The sequence below is a fragment of the Spirosoma fluminis genome (assembly GCF_054778895.1).
This window is the reverse complement of the sequence record NZ_BAAGZD010000004.1, coordinates 42,832-63,511: the sequence shown is the minus strand read 5'-3', so window position 1 is coordinate 63,511 and position 20,680 is coordinate 42,832. Positions and strand designations below refer to the sequence as shown.

Genomic DNA, 20,680 nt, shown 5'->3' with positions numbered 1-20,680 from the left:
CCGTCTGGATAACTAACAGCACCCGATACTCATGAAAAAGACAATAGCAACAAACTGGCTGGCTGGAACCAGTTTATTGGTTCTACTGGGACTTAGCCAAACCTCGATGCGGCTTCCGCTGACTCAATCTCCAACTACGCAAACCCCCAAGACTACTGGCTGGCGGCAGTTGTTTAACGGTAACGACTTGACCGGCTGGAAACACGTGGGCGACGGACGCATGTCGGTGGAGAAGGGATTGATTCGCGGTCACGATGGCATGGGCCTGCTGTACTGGTCGAAAGAAAAGTTCAGCAATTGCACCATACGGGTCGTGTACCGCATGCAAAAACAGAATAGCAACTCGGGCGTCTTTATTCGCATTCCGGTCGAGCCACGCGAAGCCTGGATGCCCGTTCATTACGGCTATGAGGTCCAAATTGACAACCACCCGGAAACCTCTAAAGAAGATGAGTACCACGTAACGGGAACACTCTATTCGCTGACCAAACCGCTGGCGAAGCCCGGCAAACCCGGCCCCGAATGGAACACAATGGAGATCACACTGGACGGCACCCGCACCCTGGTTTCGGTGAACGGGCAAAAAGTGACCGACTATCGGGAAGGGGCAGCAGTGCCAGCCCGCAAGTTTGATTTCGAGCCGTACCGGGGTCCAAGGCCCGTCGCCGGCTATATCGGCTTGCAGAATCATGGCCCCGACGATGTCGTTTATTTCAAAGAGGTATCAGTAAAGACGCTGTAGCTGACCGAATCAGACAAGCAAATCCGCCCGCACTGGATTACAGGTCGGGGTTATCATACAATCTGGTAACCATCGCCAGATGACGACCTTACCTTCATTGAGCACGTATAAAAGTGATGGAACGGGAACAAGTATTCGTAGCGATTCCTGTTACTTAGCAGCCTCATTAGCCCGGCCATTCTTGGGGGAAGTTGGTTAGCCATCGGCAGCCCAACTTCCCCCAAGGCGGGACAAAACTAGTTGGCTATGTTGATACTTATCATTCTTCTGGGCGTACTGGGTATAGGTCTGGTTTGTTTTGTGGCAGGTCAGATTTGGGAACATCATAACACCAAACGACTGCTTCAGGCCCCCAATCCATCGAGTCGACGGGTTCGAAGCCGCCGTCGTATCGAACGAGACCTGAACCAGCTCCATTCGCTGTATGAGCAGGGGTTGCTTTCGGAAGAAAAATACCTGTATCTGGCCGATCAGCTAATCGATCAGTTAGCTTTCCTGTTAGACCCTGAACCCGCATCGGTTCATTAAAAAGCCGCGGTCATCCAGGCGTAAACCCTTCGGGTCACTTCGTAATGTGGCCTTCTTTCCAGTAAATTTCGCTATGCCCATCGGCGAAGTTACGGGTCGTAATCAGCACCGGGGTCGTATCATTCTTCAGGAAAAGCGAGCTATAATACGCCCCTTCGTTCGTCGGTAGGTTCGGCCAGGGGAATGAGCTGTTCGTAAAGTTTTTGGCGACGCTGTTCCCGACCAATACCAGCATCGTGTTCTTACGCCAGTCGCTGCTGATTGAACGTCCGCCCGCATCCTGCGTCGACAGGAGGGTTTGCCCGCCCGATAACTGAACAATGTAGGGAGCGCCCCCCCAGATCCGCTCGGCCGTAGCCAGCCAGCGACGCTGGTTAGTGGGTGTACCCAACCCGGCGTATTGCCACTTTGCCGACAGCGAGGACCACAGAATCCAGGGCGACTGCGTATTGTTGACCGACTCAATCGGAAACACAATGCCTTTGTTATCCTTCAGGACCAGCGGTACAGCCATGCCATCGCGCATACGGTCGGTATACGCTACGTGCGCGGGCTGCGACCAGGTAAGGCCGTTGTCGGTAGAGTGAACCATCAGAATCTCCTGTTGCGGACTGGCACTCGGCCACCAGGCCGCTTCACTGGAGTAAAACAGCTCAATATCGCCGTCGGGCAGTTGGATCATGCCCGGCTCCCACGAACGACCGGTGGCCACGATACGCGGAGCGCCGAACGTCCAGCCTCGGTCTTTGCTGATGCGTATCTGGATATTGCCGTGTGCATTATCGTCGGGATTACCCCGGCCCGTGTAGGCCAGCATGACGTCGCCGTTCTGCATAACCAGGATCTCAGGGTTGGCAAAACCGTAATAGTTAGGGTCATTATCGGCCATGACGATCTCGGCCGCCGACCAGGTGTTTCCGCCGTCTACGCTACGGCGGATGGCAATATTATCCCAGTAATTCTGGGCATCGCCACAGTGATACGTAAGCAGCAACGTATCGCCCTTTACGCGATGCACACGTCCGTACTCAGCAAAATAAACATCGTGCGAAAGTTTCCTGGCAGTATTATCCCACGCAATGGTAAGGGCAGGCTGGGCGTTGTCGGCCGGTGGCTGATCGTTGGGAGCCACCGTTGATGTCGGCGGGTTAACCGGGGTGGGTGTTACGCCCGGCTCATTCTTGCACGACACGAAGCCGATCAGGCCAGTCAATACGACCAGACTACTTTGTTTCAGGCGATCTATAAATAAACTATTCATCAATGAAGTGTGCTTACGAAAAAGGTGAACTACGTCAGCTGTCATGTTCGGCAGCTGGCATTTTCAGTCAACCGATTCAGAATAAACTCGTTATAAAGAGAACGAAAAATAAGCCTGAATCGAGCCCGTACCGGGCTAATTAAGCAAAAGCGCCGACCCGATGTTTACGGAATTCGACGCTTTCTTACCCTTGTTACGTTCTAATAGCTTGGATTCTGCCCTAGATTTGGGTTCAGGTCACGGTCCTGCTGAGGAATGGGCAGCAACTCACTCCGCCCCCGCACAAACGTCGAGAAAGCCGGGTCACGATTGGCCAGTTGCGGACCCAGATCACCCCAGCGGGCCAGGTCGTTCCAGCGCCAGCCTTCGCCCGACAGCTCGGTTACGCGTTCGTGCTTGAGCTGGTTGAGAAACTGAGCCTGCGTCAGGCCGGGTTTTGCCGTTGACAAAGGAGCCAGCCCAGCCCGCTGTCGTACCTGATCCACAAACGGATAGGCTTGTGTCGTTCGGCCTACCGCGTTCAGCGCTTCGGCGTACATCAGCAGAACGTCCGAATAGCGGATGTAGCGCCAGTTATTGGGAGAGCGGTAGCCTTCTTCATTTTTCCAGTGGTCGTTCTGGAACTTCCGGAACCACACCCGCTTGTTGTCGGCACCGTAGCGTTGCAGAAAGGTCTGGCCGTAAATCGGCGTAAAGGCCGGCCCACGCACATCCGTTGAATCGAACAAAAAAGATGCTTCCAGTCGGGGATCGCGCGTACCGGCCGTTGTCGGCTCGTTGAACTCGTACACGGGCCAACGGTTTGCTTCGCCATCGGACCAGCCAATGCCGGGAGGGCCGAAGAACTGAGCAATGGATGTACCATAGTTCTGATTGGGCGTTTCGGTATCGTCGTCGGTATATTCAGCCGGGTTGATCTGAAACTGCCACTCGAATACCGACTCGCGGTTATTTTCCGTCGTAATTAAAAAGTTTTCGCGGTAGTTCGGCACCAGCGCATAGACACTACGTCCCTCGCCTTCGGCCAGCCACTGCAACGGCGTCAGCGCTTCGGTGTATTTTCGTTGCTGTAGCTGCGCTCTGGCCAGCAAGGCATAAGCTGCTCCTTTGGTAGCCCGGCCCAGGTCAGCTCCGGTATACGTAGTAGGCAAAGCAGCCGCAGCTTCGGTGAGGTCCCGCTCAATTTGGGCCCAAACCTGCGCAATGGTGGCCGATCCGGGTTTATCGCCCAACGAGGCTGTTTCCAGAATCAGCGGTACGTTGCCAAACAGAGTCACCAGATGAAAATAATACATGGCCCGCAGAAACTTGGCTTCGCCGACGTACCGCGCCTTCAGGGCTTCGTCCATCTGAATCCCGGGCACATTGTTAACAACCTGATTTGCCCGGTTGACGCCGATGTAATTGTCGTTCCAGACCGCGTAGGCGTTACCGTAATTATAGTCCGTAATCAGGAACTGGTCCATGTTGTTGACAATATCCGTTGCCGGGCTCTGGCTACGTCCCTCGTCAGACCGGATGATATAATAAAACGGCATCCACCGCGAGATACCGCCCCGGTGCGTGGTGCTGTACACCGAATTAATACCCGCCAGGGCGTCGGCCGCCGTTCGCCAGTAGACCTGAGCAGTTACCTGGTTTGGGTTAACGATATTTAGGTTTCGATCGCAGCCAGCCAGCGTTATAGCCCCGGCCAGCAACAGCAGCATACATGTATTTTTCATAAGGCTTTGTCAGTACAGTTTATGTGCAGTCATGGCCTGTCAGTCGTGATCAAAATGTCGCCAGTTTTACCCGGCGACGGGTAGGCCCTGACAGGACGGACGCACAAGGATTGCTTAGAAATCACAGTTTAAACCGAGCGAAATAACGCGGGGTGAAGGCCAATGGCCGTTGTCTACGCCCCGCTCCTGAATATTGGCCCCCGTTACGTCGGGATCAAGTCCCGTGTATTTTGTGATGGTAAACAGCGTCTGTCCACTGACGTACACACGGGCACCACGTATTTTGAGCCGGTTTGCAAACGCTTTCGGTAGTGAGTAGCCGATTTCAACGTTACGCAGCCGCACATACGACGCATTCTCGAGCCAGCGATCCGTATACGGCAGGTTATTCGAGATAATCCCCTGATCCCCCGCTTCCAGACCCAGGCGGGGGTCGCTGGCGCCGGTATTGGTCGGCGACCACGGATTAACGTCACTTCGGAAATTGGTCAGCTGGTAACTATCCAGAATGCGCCGAACATCGTTGTATACGGTATAGCCAAATACGCCCAAAAACTGTACGTTCAGCGAGAACTGCTTGTACGATGCGTTGAACTGAGCACCCGTCTGCAACTTCGGCCAGGGCGACGTAACAAACTGCCGGTCGTTGACGTCAATTCGGCCGTCGTTGTTCGCATCGATATAGCGGATATCGCCGGGCTTTGCAAACGGCTGAACAAGCGAGCCATCGGGCCCCCGGTAGTTGTTGATCTCTTCCTGGCTCTGGAACAAGCCATTGGTTTTCAACACAAACCACTGCCCCACCGGATTGCCTACCTGCGAGCGGGTATTGCCGCTGACGATGTAGTTGATGTCCTGGCCCTGGTTCCCAACGTTTTCGACCCGGTTCCTGATCGTGGTGAAGTTCCCCGAGACGTCCCACTTGAACTCTTTCCGGTTATCGCTGCGGTACGTCGCCGAAAACTCAATACCCCGGTTGCGGATGGAGGCCGTATTGACGTAGGGATTGCCGCGCAGGTTACCCAGATAACCCGGCACGGTCAGATTCAGAATGGCATTCGACGAAAGCGAGTTATACACATTGATGTCGGCAAAAATACGGTTGTTCAGAAAGCTGGCCGTCACGCCGATGTTCTGCTGAATCCGCTCTTCCCACCGGAGATCGGGGTTGGCTAACTGCGCCTGATACGCCCCTACATTGGCGGTTTGGTCCGGTCCGAAAATGGCGCGTGGGTTGCTGTTGATGAAGGCGGTATAGGGAAACGAACCCAACGTCGGCACCACAATACCCAGCTTGCCGTACGATGCGTTCAGCTTCAGCTCCGATATCCAGCCGACATCAAAGAATTTCTCCTGACTGATGCGCCAGGCAGCCGCGACGGATGGAAAAAAGCCGGTTCGGTTGTTGGGTCCAAAGCGCGAGTCCTGGTCAACACGGCCCGTCAGCGTCAACAGGTAGCGATCGTTATACGTATAATTTATCCGGCCGAGATACCCCAGAATCCGGTAATACTCAGGCGTTCCACCCGCTGAGTTAGAAACCCCGGTTGCTGCGCCGATGGTCGTAAAATACTGCCCACCTGCGTAACCCAGGTCCGTGCGGGAGCCGGTCGTTACGTCGCGCCGGGATGTCTGCTGGCTGACGCCGACTACACCGTTGATGTTATGCTGACCGAAGGTCCGGTTGAAGTTCAGCGTGTGTTCAAACAGCAGACTGGTATAGCGCGACCGGTCTTCGCTTACCGAACTGGGGACAACGGCGGCATTGTATTGATACACACCAATCAGGCGCAGATTCTGGGTATAGTCGAAGCTCGCGTCCAACCCCGCGTTGAAGCGGTACGACAGCCAGTCGGCAAATTTGAATTCGATGAAGCCATTGCCGACCAGCCGAGCGAAGTTACTCCGGTTACTGGCCAGATTTCGCGCGGCCACGGGGTTAAAGGCATAGCTCGGTGCGTTCGGATACGAGCCGATTCCGTACCCTTCGGGGTTCGTTGGGCTGACGAAGCTGGGGTCCTGCACCGGAATAACGGGCAGGTTGTAGGCCATGTCATAAATGGGGTTTGTCCCTACCGGCTGGTTGTTTACGTTCGAACTCGTCAGCACCAGGTTTTCGCCGACCGTAAAGCGCCCCAATTCGCTCCGGGTGTTGATGCGCAGGCTGGCCCGGTTGAAATCGCTGCCGATGACGTAGCCGGTATTGTTGAAATAGCTGCCCGAAATCAGGTACTGCCCGGTTTTGGTTCCGCCCGACAGGCTCAGATTATAATCCTGCAAACTACCGGTTCTGAGCACCTGGTCCTGCCAGTCAGTGTTGATGTTCGGGTTGAACGTAGCCTGAGCTACGCTGGGTGGTACGGGCTGGCCTGCGTTCTGGTACTGCTGCCGTTGCAGAGCCGCAAAGCCCGCGGCCTCCATCACGTCCCAGCGCCGGTAAGCCTGCTGAACCCCAAACTTCCCCGAAAACGATACCCGCGCCGGGCCTTCCTTGCCTTGTTTGGTGGTGATGATCACAACGCCATTGGCCGCCCGGGAGCCGTAAATGGCGGCAGCGGATGCATCTTTCAGAATCTGAATGGATTCAACATCGTCCGTATTAATGGTCGGGTTGGCATCGGCAATCATGCCGTCAATTACGTACAGCGGCTCGGTGTTGAGGAAGCTGGCAACCCCCCGAATCTGGATGGACGCCTGCTGCCCCGGCACACCCGTGTTCCGAACCGTCACCCCCGGCGACAGCCCCTGAATGGATTCGGGCAGCGACTGCGCCGTTACGCGGTTGGCCTGCGCCGGATTTATTACGTCGTTGGCCCCTGTTACGTCCCGCTTCCGCACTGTCTGGTACCCGATCACCACCACTTCGTTCAACTCCGTGGCGGCAGGCACCAGCGATACGTCGATCGTGCTGCGGTTGTTGATGACAACGTCCTGGGACGTATAGCCGATGAAGGAAAACGTTAACGTGCCGGTGCTGGCCGGTACAGATAGCATGTATACGCCATCGGCATTGGTGGTGGTACCGGTGCTTGTTCCTTTCAGCACGATGGTTACGCCCGGCAATGGATTGCTTTTCTCATCAACAACCCGGCCAGTGATCGCTGCGGATTGGGCCTGAGCAGCCGGTGAATGGAACCCGTAAAGTGTAATCAATGCGATGGCCGTTACCAGAAGCCGCCAGGCAGACCAACGTACCTGATGGTGAGTCGGGAACAATAAACTGTTTTTCATACATGAGAATGATTGATGAAAAGTCGCTATCTTATCTGCCAGTCGCCTGTTCAATATGTTGCCGGAAAAGCCTGCATATTGAAATACTCCAACCGGACAAAGCGATAGTTCCATTGGTAACTATTCTGTAAGCCGCTTAGTCTATCGGTTTAAGAAATAAATAAGGAAATGGTTTTATTTCGATCAATAAGGACTGTTTAAGCCGGATGGTGACTTATTTTTGGGCTTTCGTTGGCAGGCCCATCCGAGCAGCCACCCTGATCAGTAAGGGGGTCGTTGCCGGGTGGTCTTAAAACAACTTCTTTCAACAGCGGGCTTCCGGTTAACAGATCAAAATGCGAGTCGACCGGTTTGTGTTACCAAGTGGTGACACAAGAGGCTCACTAAACCAATGATGTTATGAACGAGAGCCTTTTCGGCGCACCAGCCATCCGCTGGGAACAACTTGAACTCGTCGAGAAAACGGCACCCAACTTAATCTTGTGGGCCGTCCCCCTCATGATCCTGTTCACAGCCCTTGAAATGGCCTGTGCGTATTTTCAGGAAAGACCTATTTACGAGAAACACGAAACTATTGGCTCCGTTTTAGTCGGCCTCGGTTCGCTGGTACTAGGGGCAGGTTTGAAGCTTGGACTCCTCTACGGAGTGGTTTGGCTCTACAACCAGCTTCCCTGGCGGATGGCGCTGCAATGGTGGACGGTGATTCCCTGCTACCTGATTTTTGATTTCTTTAGTTACTGGGCGCACCGGATTTCGCACGAACAACGCTTCTGGTGGGCTACTCACGTCGTTCACCATTCAGGGGAGCATTATAACCTGGCGGTTTCATTCCGGCTCAGCTGGCTGCAGAACCTGAAGATCATCTTCTTTGTACCTGTCGCCCTGATTGGTTTTCATCCGGTTATCTTCTTTACGACCAACCAGATTGCCGTTCTGTTTCAGTTCTGGGTACACACAGAGTACATTGGCAAGCTCCCCAGATGGATCGAGTATCTGGTGGCTACGCCCTCAAACCACCGGGTTCATCACGGTTCGCAGGAGAAGTACATCGACAAAAACTACGGCGCTACGTTCATCTTCTGGGACCGGCTATTCGGTACATACCAACCCGAAGAAGAGCGTCCGATCTATGGCATCACTACAAACATCGGTCAGAAAGCCAATCCATTCCATATTAATTTCCACGAGTTTGCCGATCTGATTCGGGATGTCAAGGGGGCTCGGGGACTTCGTCAAAAGCTATTCTATATATTCGGAAGTCCGATAGAGATCGCCCGGCTCAAACAGCAGAGAACAACGGCCGAAGCGGAAACCGACCTGGTTCGAGAAAGCTAGACAAACAGATAAGTATCGACCTGTTGGTTGCTGCTTTATAAGGGCAGATAATGCCGTTTTCTATGCGATTCGTCTTGCTTTTACCTCTGGTGACGCTGGTTCTCCTGGAGCAGCCTATTACGTCCAACGTTTATGTCTGGAAAAAGTCTCCAGTGGCCAAAAAGGCAACGTCTGAACAGCGGGCCATTCTGGAGGGAAGCACCGTCGATTTTCGGCATATCGAGATTCACGCGACGACGCTGCCAGCCCACCAGGCTCCCCATCCGGGCCACAAGCACGACGACGAAGAATTGATCATCGTTAAAGAAGGCGAACTGACGGTAACGATTGAAGGCAAAACGAAAACCTTGGGCATAGGGAGCGTCGCGCTGATGATGCCCGGCGATGAACACGCGTTCGAGAACAAAGGCACTTCGCCCGCTACGTACTACGTCATGCGGTACGCGTCGAAAGCACCTGCTGACCTGAAACGGGGCCGTGAAGCGGGCGGGTCATTCTGGATCGACTGGAAAGAGGTGGCTTTTCAGCCCCACGACAAAGGTGGCATCCGGCGCATGTTTGACCGGGCCACGGCCATGACCCGCCGGTTCGAGATGCACGTAACGACGCTGAATCAGGGATTGTGGAGTCACCCGCCCCATACGCATCGGGCCGCCGAAATTCTGTTGATGGTCAACAATTCAGCGCAGGAAAGCATTGACGGCCGTATGCACACGGCCACGGTCGGCGATTTGATTTTTCTCGAATCGAACGTACCACACGCTATTCAGAACACCAGCCAAGGCAGTTGCACGTACTACGCGTTTCAATTCGAATAGCTGGTCATAAGCAGGCGGCTCGCACCGAGTCAGCCTGAACCAGACGTTCTATAGCTGTTGACAGAGCTGGTTGTAGGCCGTTACCATCTCGCCAAAAAATTGCCAGTCGCGACGCCGGGCAACCGGGTACTTCCGGATAAACTCCGGACAGTCGCCGAAGAGTGTTTCGTGAACCGCTTCCATTTCGCCACGCTTCGCAATCATCAACTCGGTCTTGTTCTTAACCACAACGTAGCTCAGTTCCTGGGTGGTACCGATTGTGAAGTTACCGAACGAATATTCGACGGTTTTCTTCCAGCCCGACACATCGAAATAGAGAACGATGCTGCCTCCGTATGGTACTAGCCGCTCCAGCAGCATAGGCTTACCACCCCGGCGCGGATTGGGCACTCGCTCAAAAACAATCATCTCCCGCTCACGCGGAATACTACCCGTCGAATACGCGAAGTCAGGAATCCGTTGGGCCATCATCCGCAGTTCGTCGCCTTTCAGCTTTATCTTCTTGTCGTCAGCGATTCGGATGACGACACTCGCCGGAGAATCGTTGATGAATGACCCTACCCGAACCTGCCCATCGATGGTGTCGTTCTGCATGGTCACTACGTATCCGTCTGTCCACATGGTAATGGCTCCCAATGGACTGTACTGACCGAAACAAATTACGCTACTGAATAAGGCGATACCGAGAAGAAGGGCTTTCATGACTATGACGCACGAATGATTGATGCGGTAAAGCTAGCCAGTACCCAACTCGGTTCAGACCGGGTTAGGAATGAACTGGTGAAAACGTAGCATGAAGTGCAGCATCGTCCGTTACCCGTACCCCTTATGGTTTAACGTGGCGCATTTCCAAGCCTACCGACGTGCGGGGTTTGAAGCCGGTCCAGGGGCCTTCCGCATCGGTTTCTTTCAGCTCAAAATAGTTTCCGTAGTCGAGTCCTTTCAGGTGAATACCCAAAAATGCAGTCACAAAATGCTGGTTGATGTTGTTGATCCGGCGCTCGTTCCAGGCCGGTTTGGCGTACCGCATATATTCGTTCAAGGGCGTTCCCGGTTTTAGCGACTCGGCGGGTGGCGGATTTGGGGCTGTGTTATGCCGGGCGTTGACGTAGGTAAGCAGGTATCGGTCGGCGTTAACGGCTCCGTCATAGATCGCCTTTATGCCTTTTTCGTAGCCTGATATATCGTCTTTACTACCCGCCACGAACAAGGTCGGCCGGGTAAGTCCAGCCAGTCCGCTGGCATCCCACATGCCACGTTCCATACCCCAGGGCGCGAAGGCAATCACCGCCTTAATGCGTGGGTCCTGCGACGATTTGTATTCCGATGCAGCCGTCGAGCGAACTTTCAGTGCAGTGCTGCCTCCTGCCATTCGGCCGAAAAGCTTCACCGCCTGCTCACTATAACCTGCTCCTGTAGCGTTGAGAACGCCGTAGCCACCCATCGAGTAACCAATCAGCGCCGTTTTGTCGGTATCTAGTAAACCCGCTAAAAACGATTTACTATCTTTTTTGCTTAATCGCGCCATCTCGTTCAATACAAACAGATCATCCAGCCCCCGGTTCAGTAAGGTGCTTGGGAAAGCGGCTGCATCGCGGTAGGTTGATTCAGTATGGTCGATAGAAACCACTACGTATCCTTTCGAAGCCAGATTTTCGGTCAGATAAGTAAACATCAGCCGTGAGCCGGGGTATCCATGCGATACAATGACCAGGGGGTAGGCCTCCTTGCCCGATTCTGGCTCGGCATCGCGCAGGGCCCTACCCGCAAACGTGTACGGGATTAGTGGCCGCCTGGGATCACTGGCAACGCCCATTACGTCGTCGTATTGAACAAGCTCAGCCTTTCCGGCCGGAATACGGGCTGGATACCAGACTTCAACGGTCAGCGGCCGGTCATAAAGCGGTTCTTTGCCATCCTTGGCGTGCAGCACATCGACCTGCCCCGGATGAACCAGTTTCAGCGTGCGTACGCCTACCTTACTACTCCCCCGCGCAGCCAGTTCCGGGGCATCGGGCAAGGCATCACCGAACAAAAACGACTCTTGAGCCTCGGCCAGCAAAGCAGGGTTTATCAATAAGGAAACCAGCAGAAAGCGAACCAAACGTACGGGTAGATGCATGGGTTAGGGCGCAAACGGATCTAATGCGGGGCTAATAACGGAGGTCATGCTGGCATTTGCAATCCTGACGTATCAAGTTAATGTGATCCGAGCGTCCCGAGTTCAAGCTGCAAAATTGTCAAAACCTGCGCTTGGGATTGAGTAAAACCGAGCGCGGTCTGCTTTTCTCTCATAGAATACTCTCAACAGCCTGATGCGATCAACCAGTACGTTCTCTAATTTCTTTCAATTCCTTTCTTCACTTTTCGCCGGTCTTCTGCTTACGGTTTTTCTTGTTTCTGGTACGTCTGTACAGGCGCAGGATGGCGGCAAGCTCAAACTACGCGGTAAAGTGCTGGACGCTCAAACCAATACGCCCCTGGTGTACGCCAACGTCCGTCTGTTCAGGCAAGCCGACAGTTCGTTTGTGACGGGAGCGATCACCAATGAGACCGGTGAATTTGCCCTTGATGCTATGTCCGGCAATTACTACGCGCTGCTGGAATTTATTGGCTACAAATCGCACCGGACGGCCGCAATCCGGCTGGCAGGTGAGAACGTTCCGCACGATCTGGGCAGCTTCAAACTGGCCGCGTCGACCAATACCCTCAGCGAAGTAGTTGTCCAGGCCGAAAAGAGTACAATGGAGCTGGCGCTGGATAAGAAGATTTTCAACGTAGGTAAAGACCTGGCCAACAAAGGCGGGACGGCCGTCGATATTCTGCAGAATGTACCGTCAGTAGCTGTCGATGGCGAAGGGAATGTCAGTCTGCGGGGGAGCGGCAGCGTCCGGATTCTAATCGACGGCAAACCGTCGGGACTCGTCAGCCTTAAGGGGTCAAGCGGTTTGCAGCAGTTGCAGGGCAGCAGCATCGAACGGATTGAAGTCATCACCAACCCATCGGCGCGCTACGAAGCCGAAGGGATGGGCGGCATCATTAACATCGTGCTGAAAAAAGAGCGGAAAGAAGGCTTCAACGGCTCGTTCGACGTAATAACGGGTTACCCAAGTAATTTCGGTGCGGCCGCCAACGTCAATTACCGCCGGAAAAATCTCAACTTCTTTGTCAACTATACGGCTTCATTCCGTAATACGCCCGGTCGCAGCACTCAGTACCAGGAGCTGTACCGGAATGATTCGACGTTTATTACGCGTCAGACGTCTACCAACAACCTGAAGGGGCTGAACAACAGCGCCCGGGCAGGACTCGACTATTTCTTCAACGACAAAAACATCCTGACGGCTGCCTATACCTGGCGAATCAGCAAAGGCAAACGGTTCGCTGACATTCAATACCTCGATTACCAATCGACCGTAAACAACCTGCGTAGCATCACCAACCGTACGCAGGACGAAACCGAAACCGAGCCGAATTCGGAATATGCCTTGACGTACAAGCGAACCTTCGCCCGGGAAGGCCACGAACTGACCGCCGATGTGCGCTACCTGGACAACTGGGAAAGCTCCGATCAGTTCTTCAATCAGCAGACTTTCCTGCCCGATGGACCTACCACTCCCATCTCCCGGCTTTTGCAGCGTTCGCTCAATGACGAAACCGAGAAGCAGTTTCTGGTGCAAATCGACTACGTAAAGCCGTTCGCAAAGGACGGTAAATTCGAGGCTGGCCTTCGCAGCAGTTCGCGGGATATGACCAACGACTATTCGGTGACGGAACAGGGGGCAAATGGTGGCTGGCGTCCGCTCGATGGCCTGACCAACAACTTCCTGTACCAAGAGCGTATTCATGCGGTCTATGCGATTCTGGGCAATAAAATGCGCAAATTCTCGTATCAGGCCGGTTTGCGGGGCGAATGGACAGGCGTAACCACGACACTCAAACAAACCAACAACGTCAACCCACGCCAGTACGCCAATCTGTTTCCGAGCGTACATGCTACGTATGATTTACCTCGTCAGCATGCCATTCAGGTCAGTTTTAGCCGCCGGGTGCGCCGTCCGCAGTATAACGATTTGAGCCCGTTCATGACGTTCAGCGACAGCCGCAACTTCTTCAGCGGAAACCCGGACCTGAACCCTGAGTTCACAAATTCGTTCGACCTTGGGCACGTTAAGTACGTTGGCAAGGGCTCGATTAGCTCATCCCTCTATTACCGCCACACAACCGGCAAGATCATCAGGATCCGGCGCGTCGATGCATCCGGCAACTCCAACACCCGCCCCGAAAACCTGGCCATCGAAAACTCATACGGAGCTGAGTTCACGAGCTCATACGCGCTCTATCCCTGGTGGAAGGTAGACGGCAGCGTTAATTTCTTCCGGGCTATCACCAATGGCAGTAACCTCGATGCCAGCTACCAGAGTGATACGTATAGCTGGTTCGTGCGAACCAATTCGCGCTTTACCCTTTGGAAAACGACTGACCTTCAGATGCGGGCCAATTACGAAGCTCCGCAGCAGACCCCGCAGGGACGGCGCAAAGCCATTGCTACGCTGGATTTAGCCATCAGCCGCGACATCCTCAACAAGAATGGAACACTGACCTTGAATGTGCTGGACGTATTCAACTCACGCCGGTACCGATCGATCACCGAAGGCACGAACTTTTACACCGAAAACAGCTCTCAGGGCCGATTGCGGCAGATCAACCTGACATTTAATTATCGGCTCCGGCAAGCCAAGAAAAAGATGAAAGATGCGAGCGAAGGAGAGTTTTAACGTGTATTTACAGAGCCGGTTTAAGGCAGTACAGGCTTTTATTTCAACCCACTCATCGGCCAAATCCGCTTGTTCATCCGGATCAATCTCTACTTGGGCATATTACATTAACCGTCGCGACTTACAGTCAGTAACTTGGGCATAAATCAGAATATGCCTTTGCATGAAACAACTCTTTGTTTTGTCATGTCTGCTGCTCAGCTCGCCTGCCGCGAATGCACAGGTGGACACCATCAACACCACTAGCCACAAACTGAACCTGTCGGCCTTCAAAGAAGGGAAACAGACCTATGCCGTTTTCTTTGAAGATAGCACCGGCAAGCGGTTAGGTTCAGCCGATCTCTGGGATCGCTCAATCCGCTTTTCGACTAATGCCGCAGGCCAGAAACTGTATCAGTTCAGTTTGGATTGGTACCGGAAAGACACCCTGATTGCGCAGGTAACGGCAACGGGCCAGGCCGCTAATCTGGCTCCGCTTACGCATACCGGAAACTATTTCAAGCGCGGGGAACGCAACTTTGTCTTCAACGGCGCAACGGTTACTGTTCCTGCTGCCAGCAGACGTACCGCGAAAGACAGTACGTTCAACGTTGTCATGAAACCTACGGCTTTTGAGTTTCCGATGGATTTAGAAATTCTTCCGCTGTTGCCGTTCAAGAAGGTTGGTCAACAGTTCGCCGTTGCGTTTTATGAGCCGGGAAGTCCCTCGTCGAATTATTACAGACTAACCGTAGAAGGCAAGGAGAACTTGCTTATCAGCGGAAACACGAAAATCAGTTGCTGGCTTCTGAAAATTGATTACGGGCAGCAGTCCCACGCTACGTTCTGGATTGCCGATCAGGCGAGAGAGGTGCTCAAGATGCGCGAGTACTTCAGGGGCCGGTACCGGTATAAGGTGAAGCTGTATTGACTGCCTTCTCGCGTTGCGGCTTCCAGTTGAACAAGCAATGACTTTGTCATGCCGATCGTGGCGAGGAATCTTCTCGATTAAGAAACATCCAGCTACAGAAGATTCCTCCCTACGGTCTGAATGACAAAATTGATTCCAGCGAGTTATTGAATTAAAAACTACTCTCCGTTTACCAACTTCAACAGATCGCGGTAGATGATGTTGTTCTTCCAGAATAACTGCGTCACCATGCCGATGTGTTTTTTGCCGGGGATGACTTTGTACTCATGGGGAACCCCTAGTTGCTGTAACCTCTGGCGGAAACGCTGGCTACTGCTGGCAATACTCGGATACGTCCGCTCGCCCACAAACAGCAGCATCGGCGGGCTACCCGACCGGACATGGTACAAAGCCGACATGGCCCGCCAAACAGTCGGCTCTTTGCCAAACGGCACTAGATACTGCTCATCGTTGGGGTACTCCATTTTCTTCAGGTAATCAAACATGTCCAGACCAGCCGGATCATCGAGTATGGCCCCTTTTATGGGGTTCTGACTAAGGCCGTATTGAGCAAACAATTGATCCTCGACAGCCAGCCTGGCGGCTAAACCAGCACCTGCCGAATGGCCCATCACAAACATGCGATTTGGGTCACCGCCATATTCAGCAATGTGTTTTGTCACCCAGGCCACCGCGCGGGCGCAATCGGTCAGCATGGCTGGTACCTGCACACCAGGCGCCAGTCGATAGTTGATAACAACCGCGACGATGCCCTGTTTGGCCAGTCTCCGTCCAATAAAGCTGTATATATTTTTGTTACCGCTATCCCAATTGCCCCCGTGAATGAACAGGACGACGGGCAGTGCCCTAGCGGTTCGCGCTTTGGGTTCGTATACATCCAGTACGTGCCGATCCGGGTTGAAATCAGGCTGATCAGCCGCTACGTATGCAAGGTCTTTCAGGCGTCGGCTTGGGTGAGCGACGGCATATTCATTAATGAATAAGAGCAATATCGCCAGCGCAAGCACAACGGCTGGAATCTGCCATAACAATCGAAGTAGGAGCATACAATCAGTTGACTAACGTAGTACCTTTTGAATTGGTTAGCTACTTGTAGTAAACACCTACGTACCGAAGATCATTCTGGTTCTTTCTTATTCAACAGGTGATATGTATAAACTAGCCTTGCTGTTCGTGAGGCTCAGCAGACTCGTTTGAGTTGGCCGTTTGGCGGGGAGATTGCGCCGAGACTATTGGCTCAGTTTGCGGAGTTGTCAGTGTGTCCAGCACTGTTTCATCCCACATGGTATCGCCACACTCTTCACGTACAAAAGGGAGTTCGTCATCAGATTCGTTAGGGTTCATAACCTTAATTGCAGTAAAGATTGATTATTAACTATACTTTATTGAGGCATAGCCTGACTACTTACCAGTCAAGAGTCGGTTGCTATCCTAAAGCAGGAGCAGCCGGAAAATCAACCGGAATATCCGTAAGCGCGTACACGTAATTCGTAAATATACGTACCGTTACTAAACCCACCAGTTCCATCAACGCCCCTTCGTTGTAGCCAACCGCAAAGAACTGTTCAACCAGCGTCGGATCGGCATGGCCCTGATTCTGGGCGATAGACTGCGCTACCTGCACAATGGCCTGCAGTTTAGGATCGGCTACATCAGCCTTACGGATTGTCAGTGTATCGTCCAGATTAAATCCACGAGCTTTGGCCGCCATAGTATGTGCGGCCAGGCAGTAGTTACAGCCATTAACCTGCGAAACGACCAAAGCAATAGCCTCACGCTCTTTACCCGTAAACAGGCCGTGATTAAGCTGATCCTCAAATTGCAGAAAAGCATGAAGAGCGGTTGCCGAATGCCCCATTGTGGCGTATAAATTGGGGACTTTACCTAATCGTTTTTGTAGTTGATCGAACAAGGGTTGTGCGGCCTCGCTTACCTGCTCCCTGGTGGGTACCTGAATACTTTTCATACTTCTGTTACTAATTAATAGTGCCGTAAAGCTACTAGCCCGCCTGTCACCAACAGCGGACAAATCAGTCTATTCATGGCATTGATTTTCCGCGGATCGGCTGATATTTAGGCTCAGCAAACCTTTGCTTCCCGCGAAGCGTTATCTTGCAGCCATCCGCTACGTTGCCCGATTGATACGTTACCCATGAAAGAAAAGGCGTTACCAGTCCTTCATATCGATGATTTTGAGCAAGCCCCGAAGCACTACCCCGACGTGTATGTTCAGTTGTTCCGGGAGCACGTAGCGCAGTATCAGTTTATCCAGACGCCCCATCGCCACGACTTTTACCTGCTGGCCATATTCACCAGCGGGCAGGGCACGCACACGGTCGATTTTGTGGACTATCCCATTCAGCCGGGGAGCGTCTTTTTTATGTCACCCGCTCAGGTGCATACCTGGACGTATTCGGACGACGCGGATGGGTATCTGATTTTCTTTAATCCGGCCTTTTATCTGGTCGATTTCCCCGCTCGGAAGCTTGGTGACTTTCCGCTTTTTCATTCGATCAGCACCCCGCCCGTCGAGTACCTGCCCCCCTCAGAAGCCGCCGGTATCGAAGAACTATTTGTCAGATTCTACCAGGAGTCGATCGGCGACGGGTACCGCCGGGAAGATATTATCCGGTCTTATCTGAACATTCTTCTGGTGAAACTAAGCGGATTTCGGCTGGCCAGTTACCCCGCTTCCCGTTCGGCTCATGCGCAAAGTCAGATCCGGCAACTAGAGCTGCTGGTGGAGAAACACTACGTAGCGCACAAGACCGTGCGGGACTATGCCGACATGATGTCGCTATCCGAAAAGCAGTTGTATACGATCTGCCAGACGGCCGTGGGCAAACCGCTGCAAAAAATTATTCAGGAACGGCTGATTCTGGAAGCTAAGCGCCTGCTGGTTCACACAGACTTGTCGGTCGCTCAGGTAGCCGACCGGCTCAATTTCGGGGATCACTCCTACTTTAACCGGTTCTTTCGCAAAGAAGCCGACGTAACCCCTGAGCAGTTTCGTCGCACCTATCGGTAAGCGCGACGAAACCGGCAGTGTAGGTTAGTTCGTCTTGCTTAAATCGCCTTTGCTGATTTTACCAGCTGCACATCCGGCTTAACGAAAATGGTCAGCCAGGTGCGACGGGCCATCCGGAAAAAGAACGGCGTCAGCAGGAAGAGCGTTGGTATCAGCCCCATCAGGTAGTAATCCAGGTCGATGTTGAGCCACACAACGACGACAAAAAAGGTCGCTAAGGTCCAGATGGTAAAGAAGGCGTAACTGACAAACATCGACGCCCAGTAAAAGCCGGGTTCGGGCATGAAGTTGAGATCACAGTGCGAGCAGCGCTCGTGCATATCATCGAAGTGTCGGCTAAAGGCGCTGTTTTTCACGAAGAAATCGCCTTGATGACAACGAGGACATTTATTGTAAATAACGCTATATAATCGACTGTTCGTTTCCATTACAATGAATCGGTTTAGACGGCAGGCACCTGGTTTGAAGATGTGCTGAGCGACTGACTTTTGCTGAACAAAGATACGTTAGCCGACTCCCTAAGGTGCGGACAAATTCGCCTATTTATGGTATAAAAACGCTCTGATTTGATCCGTTCGTTCATAATCGATTTGAGAATAAGTGTACGAATCGCCTACGCCTGTTTCTTTCGCTGGTAGTAGCGCCGGGCCTTTACGTGGGTGCCGCAGCTTTGCATATCGCACCATTTCCGGCGGTGATTTTTGGTTGTATCCAGGAAAAACCAGGCACAGGCACCGCACTGTTTGATCAGCGTTTGGTCGTGTGTTGTCAGTAATTCGTAGGCCGACAAGCTAAAGATCCAGACCACGTGTAGCAGCTCCGTTCCGGGATGCACCCAGCTTAAAGTCAACTTGTCGGCTTGCCGGGAAAATCCCCGTTGCACCAAGGCTTCGTTGATATGTCCATTAAAGGCTTTTAGGGTTGAAGCGGGAACCTCGGCTAATTTTTCTTTTACCAGAGCTGTGAATAAAATAAGCATTGACTGCCGTAGCTGACGCGCTTTACTTAAAACACGTTCTGCCTGCTCAGGCTCTTCCTGGGCTAACTGCTCCAGGGCGCTAAGGGTGTCTGCATCCAGCAGGGCTAACCGGCGGGTGAGAATAAGCAGGTCGTTGTACTGATGCAGCCGCTCCACAGGCTTATCAAACTCAAGTGCCGTGTTGACAAAATCAAGACAAGCAGCCCCGCCGGTCAGGTCCATTTCGGTGATCGTACTGACTTTTGCCATAAGTTGAACGCAGCTAAAATTTATAACCGGTAAAACAAGTTTAGCTGGTTATAGTTTCGTAACCAGGGTTCATACTATCAAAAGTCAGTTTACAGGTAATAAAATGAATACAACAACCGTTTCCCGGGTATGGCTGGTGCTGGCGTTTATTGCTATCTATTTTGTTTGGGGAACCACCTATCTGGCCAACTTATTCGCGCTTAAAGCCATACCTCCCTTTATTATATCGGCACTACGTTATCTGGTGGCGGGTTTGTTACTGGCTACGCTGGCTTATGGCAAACGCCAGGCATTTCCGGAGCGGCAGGAGATTCGTGATCTGGCCATCAGTGGTATTCTCATGCTGGTTGGTGGTTCGGGGCTGGTAGTGGTCGCCGAGACGTACATTACGTCGGGGGCGGCTGCGGTGATTGTAGCCACTGAACCGCTTTGGTTTGTGCTGCTCGACTACTCGCGCTGGAAGCTGTATTTCAGCGACAAAAAAGTGATTGCGGGTCTCTTGCTTGGCTTTCTGGGTATCGTTTTGTTCACCCGGTTTGCACCGGCGCAGAGCCCGCACGCAAATCAGTCCGAGAACGTACTCCTGGGTACAGTCCTTGTGCTGGTGGGTTCTGTTTTGTGGGTAGTCGGAACCTTGTTTGCGGCACGCCGGATAAAGCCGGGCCGCTATACGTTTTGGCACCCCACGATTCAGCTATTGGCCGCTTCCGGGTTCGCGGGATTGGTTGCTTTGGTCAATGGAGAGTGGTTAGTCTTTGATCTGCAAGCGGTACCGTTGCTGGCCTGGGGCGGCCTGGTTTTTTTAATTGTTTTTGGTTCGCTCATTGCCTACCTGGCCTTTGGCTGGCTGGTTACGGTTCAGCCGCCCGCCCTGGTCAGCACCCATACGTATGTCAATCCAATTGTTGCCGTGTTCATCGGTTGGCTCGCGGCTGGTGAGCCGGTTGCAGGCCAGCAGTTGATTGCTCTGGCTGTGGTCCTAACGGGCGTGGTGCTGACCCAACTGAGCCAGGTTCGGGCGGAAGCTTAGCTGCAGGTGAGGTAGCGATCGGAAACCAGAACACGTTCACAAGCTGGGCAAACCTGTTTTTTTAGCC

General features: G+C 53.0%; 18 protein-coding genes. 8 read left to right on the top strand and 10 right to left on the bottom strand.

Annotation, left to right across the window (positions count from 1 at the left end; all coding sequences use genetic code 11):
• The first annotated feature begins 31 nt into the window (after window positions 1-31).
• Window positions 32-742, top strand: a complete 711-nt coding sequence (locus ACYVBJ_RS05660; RefSeq protein WP_460981327.1) for a 3-keto-disaccharide hydrolase — start codon at window positions 32-34, stop codon at window positions 740-742.
• 246 nt (window positions 743-988) lie between these two features.
• The gene (locus ACYVBJ_RS05655; protein ID WP_460981326.1) at window positions 989-1,270 is read left to right on the top strand and encodes a hypothetical protein; all 282 of its coding nucleotides are present in this window, start codon (window positions 989-991) and stop codon (window positions 1,268-1,270) included.
• Between the two features lie 34 nt (window positions 1,271-1,304).
• On the opposite strand, the gene ACYVBJ_RS05650 is transcribed toward ACYVBJ_RS05655, so the two are convergent.
• The 3 genes from ACYVBJ_RS05650 to ACYVBJ_RS05640 all read right to left on the bottom strand — a co-directional run bounded on the left by ACYVBJ_RS05650 (window position 1,305) and on the right by ACYVBJ_RS05640 (window position 7,486).
• Window positions 1,305-2,531, bottom strand: coding sequence for a sialidase family protein (locus tag ACYVBJ_RS05650; RefSeq protein WP_460981325.1), 1,227 nt, complete (start codon window positions 2,529-2,531; stop codon window positions 1,305-1,307).
• Window positions 2,532-2,731: 200 nt separating this feature from the next.
• Window positions 2,732-4,255 carry a RagB/SusD family nutrient uptake outer membrane protein gene (locus ACYVBJ_RS05645; RefSeq protein WP_460981324.1) on the bottom strand — a complete coding sequence of 508 codons (1,524 nt, stop codon included), beginning with the start codon at window positions 4,253-4,255 and terminating at the stop codon, window positions 2,732-2,734.
• Window positions 4,256-4,369: 114 nt separating this feature from the next.
• Window positions 4,370-7,486: a SusC/RagA family TonB-linked outer membrane protein gene (locus ACYVBJ_RS05640; RefSeq protein ID WP_460981323.1), complete on the bottom strand. Its 3,117-nt coding sequence runs from the start codon at window positions 7,484-7,486 to the stop codon at window positions 4,370-4,372.
• A 399-nt stretch (window positions 7,487-7,885) separates the two neighbouring features.
• Here ACYVBJ_RS05640 and ACYVBJ_RS05635 point away from each other — a divergent pair, with 399 nt between their 5' ends.
• Both ACYVBJ_RS05635 and ACYVBJ_RS05630 read left to right on the top strand, forming a co-directional pair.
• Window positions 7,886-8,821, top strand: coding sequence for a sterol desaturase family protein (locus tag ACYVBJ_RS05635; RefSeq protein ID WP_460981322.1), 936 nt, complete (start codon window positions 7,886-7,888; stop codon window positions 8,819-8,821).
• A 62-nt stretch (window positions 8,822-8,883) separates the two neighbouring features.
• Window positions 8,884-9,639 carry a cupin domain-containing protein gene (locus tag ACYVBJ_RS05630; RefSeq protein ID WP_460981321.1) on the top strand — a complete coding sequence of 252 codons (756 nt, stop codon included), beginning with the start codon at window positions 8,884-8,886 and terminating at the stop codon, window positions 9,637-9,639.
• A gap of 48 nt (window positions 9,640-9,687) precedes the next feature.
• Here ACYVBJ_RS05630 and ACYVBJ_RS05625 read toward each other — a convergent pair whose 3' ends face one another.
• A complete protein-coding gene (locus ACYVBJ_RS05625; RefSeq protein WP_460981320.1) occupies window positions 9,688-10,341 on the bottom strand; it encodes a hypothetical protein in 654 nt (217 codons plus the stop codon).
• A gap of 124 nt (window positions 10,342-10,465) precedes the next feature.
• Entirely contained in the window at window positions 10,466-11,761 is a 1,296-nt protein-coding gene (locus tag ACYVBJ_RS05620) for an alpha/beta hydrolase family protein (protein ID WP_460981319.1), read from the bottom strand.
• 193 nt (window positions 11,762-11,954) lie between these two features.
• On the opposite strand from ACYVBJ_RS05620, the gene ACYVBJ_RS05615 reads away from it, so the two are divergent.
• Both ACYVBJ_RS05615 and ACYVBJ_RS05610 read left to right on the top strand, forming a co-directional pair.
• A complete protein-coding gene (locus ACYVBJ_RS05615) occupies window positions 11,955-14,417 on the top strand; it encodes a TonB-dependent receptor (RefSeq protein WP_460981318.1) in 2,463 nt (820 codons plus the stop codon).
• A gap of 163 nt (window positions 14,418-14,580) precedes the next feature.
• The gene (locus ACYVBJ_RS05610) at window positions 14,581-15,327 is read left to right on the top strand and encodes a hypothetical protein (protein WP_460981317.1); all 747 of its coding nucleotides are present in this window, start codon (window positions 14,581-14,583) and stop codon (window positions 15,325-15,327) included.
• Between the two features lie 158 nt (window positions 15,328-15,485).
• Here ACYVBJ_RS05610 and ACYVBJ_RS05605 read toward each other — a convergent pair whose 3' ends face one another.
• The 3 genes from ACYVBJ_RS05605 to ACYVBJ_RS05595 form a co-directional block, all read right to left on the bottom strand.
• Entirely contained in the window at window positions 15,486-16,373 is an 888-nt protein-coding gene (locus ACYVBJ_RS05605; RefSeq protein ID WP_460981316.1) for an alpha/beta hydrolase, read from the bottom strand.
• A gap of 112 nt (window positions 16,374-16,485) precedes the next feature.
• The gene (locus ACYVBJ_RS05600; protein WP_460981315.1) at window positions 16,486-16,671 is read right to left on the bottom strand and encodes a hypothetical protein; all 186 of its coding nucleotides are present in this window, start codon (window positions 16,669-16,671) and stop codon (window positions 16,486-16,488) included.
• An 82-nt stretch (window positions 16,672-16,753) separates the two neighbouring features.
• Window positions 16,754-17,293 (bottom strand): carboxymuconolactone decarboxylase family protein, encoded by a 540-nt coding sequence (locus tag ACYVBJ_RS05595; protein WP_460981314.1) that lies wholly within the window; start codon window positions 17,291-17,293, stop codon window positions 16,754-16,756.
• Window positions 17,294-17,479: 186 nt separating this feature from the next.
• On the opposite strand from ACYVBJ_RS05595, the gene ACYVBJ_RS05590 reads away from it, so the two are divergent.
• Window positions 17,480-18,355 (top strand): helix-turn-helix domain-containing protein, encoded by an 876-nt coding sequence (locus ACYVBJ_RS05590; protein WP_460981313.1) that lies wholly within the window; start codon window positions 17,480-17,482, stop codon window positions 18,353-18,355.
• Window positions 18,356-18,393: 38 nt separating this feature from the next.
• Here ACYVBJ_RS05590 and ACYVBJ_RS05585 read toward each other — a convergent pair whose 3' ends face one another.
• Both ACYVBJ_RS05585 and ACYVBJ_RS05580 read right to left on the bottom strand, forming a co-directional pair.
• A complete protein-coding gene (locus ACYVBJ_RS05585) occupies window positions 18,394-18,711 on the bottom strand; it encodes a DUF983 domain-containing protein (protein WP_460981312.1) in 318 nt (105 codons plus the stop codon).
• A 257-nt stretch (window positions 18,712-18,968) separates the two neighbouring features.
• Window positions 18,969-19,583: a CGNR zinc finger domain-containing protein gene (locus ACYVBJ_RS05580; RefSeq protein ID WP_460981311.1), complete on the bottom strand. Its 615-nt coding sequence runs from the start codon at window positions 19,581-19,583 to the stop codon at window positions 18,969-18,971.
• A gap of 103 nt (window positions 19,584-19,686) precedes the next feature.
• On the opposite strand from ACYVBJ_RS05580, the gene ACYVBJ_RS05575 reads away from it, so the two are divergent.
• The gene (locus tag ACYVBJ_RS05575; protein ID WP_460981310.1) at window positions 19,687-20,613 is read left to right on the top strand and encodes an EamA family transporter; all 927 of its coding nucleotides are present in this window, start codon (window positions 19,687-19,689) and stop codon (window positions 20,611-20,613) included.
• Window positions 20,614-20,680 lie beyond the last annotated feature (67 nt).

Excerpts from the sequence above, each read along its gene's own strand:
- ACYVBJ_RS05580 (WP_460981311.1), bottom strand. The coding sequence starts at position 19,583 with ATGGCAAAAGTCAGTACGATCACCGAAATGGACCTGACCGGCGGGGCT.
- ACYVBJ_RS05615 (WP_460981318.1), top strand. The coding sequence starts at position 11,955 with ATGCGATCAACCAGTACGTTCTCTAATTTCTTTCAATTCCTTTCTTCA.
- ACYVBJ_RS05610 (WP_460981317.1), top strand. The coding sequence starts at position 14,581 with ATGAAACAACTCTTTGTTTTGTCATGTCTGCTGCTCAGCTCGCCTGCC.
- ACYVBJ_RS05590 (WP_460981313.1), top strand. The coding sequence starts at position 17,480 with ATGAAAGAAAAGGCGTTACCAGTCCTTCATATCGATGATTTTGAGCAA.
- ACYVBJ_RS05660 (WP_460981327.1), top strand. The coding sequence starts at position 32 with ATGAAAAAGACAATAGCAACAAACTGGCTGGCTGGAACCAGTTTATTG.
- ACYVBJ_RS05600 (WP_460981315.1), bottom strand. The coding sequence starts at position 16,671 with ATGAACCCTAACGAATCTGATGACGAACTCCCTTTTGTACGTGAAGAG.
- ACYVBJ_RS05630 (WP_460981321.1), top strand. The coding sequence starts at position 8,884 with ATGCGATTCGTCTTGCTTTTACCTCTGGTGACGCTGGTTCTCCTGGAG.
- ACYVBJ_RS05620 (WP_460981319.1), bottom strand. The coding sequence starts at position 11,761 with ATGCATCTACCCGTACGTTTGGTTCGCTTTCTGCTGGTTTCCTTATTG.
- ACYVBJ_RS05625 (WP_460981320.1), bottom strand. The coding sequence starts at position 10,341 with ATGAAAGCCCTTCTTCTCGGTATCGCCTTATTCAGTAGCGTAATTTGT.
- ACYVBJ_RS05645 (WP_460981324.1), bottom strand. The coding sequence starts at position 4,255 with ATGAAAAATACATGTATGCTGCTGTTGCTGGCCGGGGCTATAACGCTG.
- ACYVBJ_RS05640 (WP_460981323.1), bottom strand. The coding sequence starts at position 7,486 with ATGAAAAACAGTTTATTGTTCCCGACTCACCATCAGGTACGTTGGTCT.
- ACYVBJ_RS05635 (WP_460981322.1), top strand. The coding sequence starts at position 7,886 with ATGAACGAGAGCCTTTTCGGCGCACCAGCCATCCGCTGGGAACAACTT.
- ACYVBJ_RS05595 (WP_460981314.1), bottom strand. The coding sequence starts at position 17,293 with ATGAAAAGTATTCAGGTACCCACCAGGGAGCAGGTAAGCGAGGCCGCA.
- ACYVBJ_RS05655 (WP_460981326.1), top strand. The coding sequence starts at position 989 with ATGTTGATACTTATCATTCTTCTGGGCGTACTGGGTATAGGTCTGGTT.
- ACYVBJ_RS05605 (WP_460981316.1), bottom strand. The coding sequence starts at position 16,373 with ATGCTCCTACTTCGATTGTTATGGCAGATTCCAGCCGTTGTGCTTGCG.
- ACYVBJ_RS05575 (WP_460981310.1), top strand. The coding sequence starts at position 19,687 with ATGAATACAACAACCGTTTCCCGGGTATGGCTGGTGCTGGCGTTTATT.
- ACYVBJ_RS05650 (WP_460981325.1), bottom strand. The coding sequence starts at position 2,531 with ATGAATAGTTTATTTATAGATCGCCTGAAACAAAGTAGTCTGGTCGTA.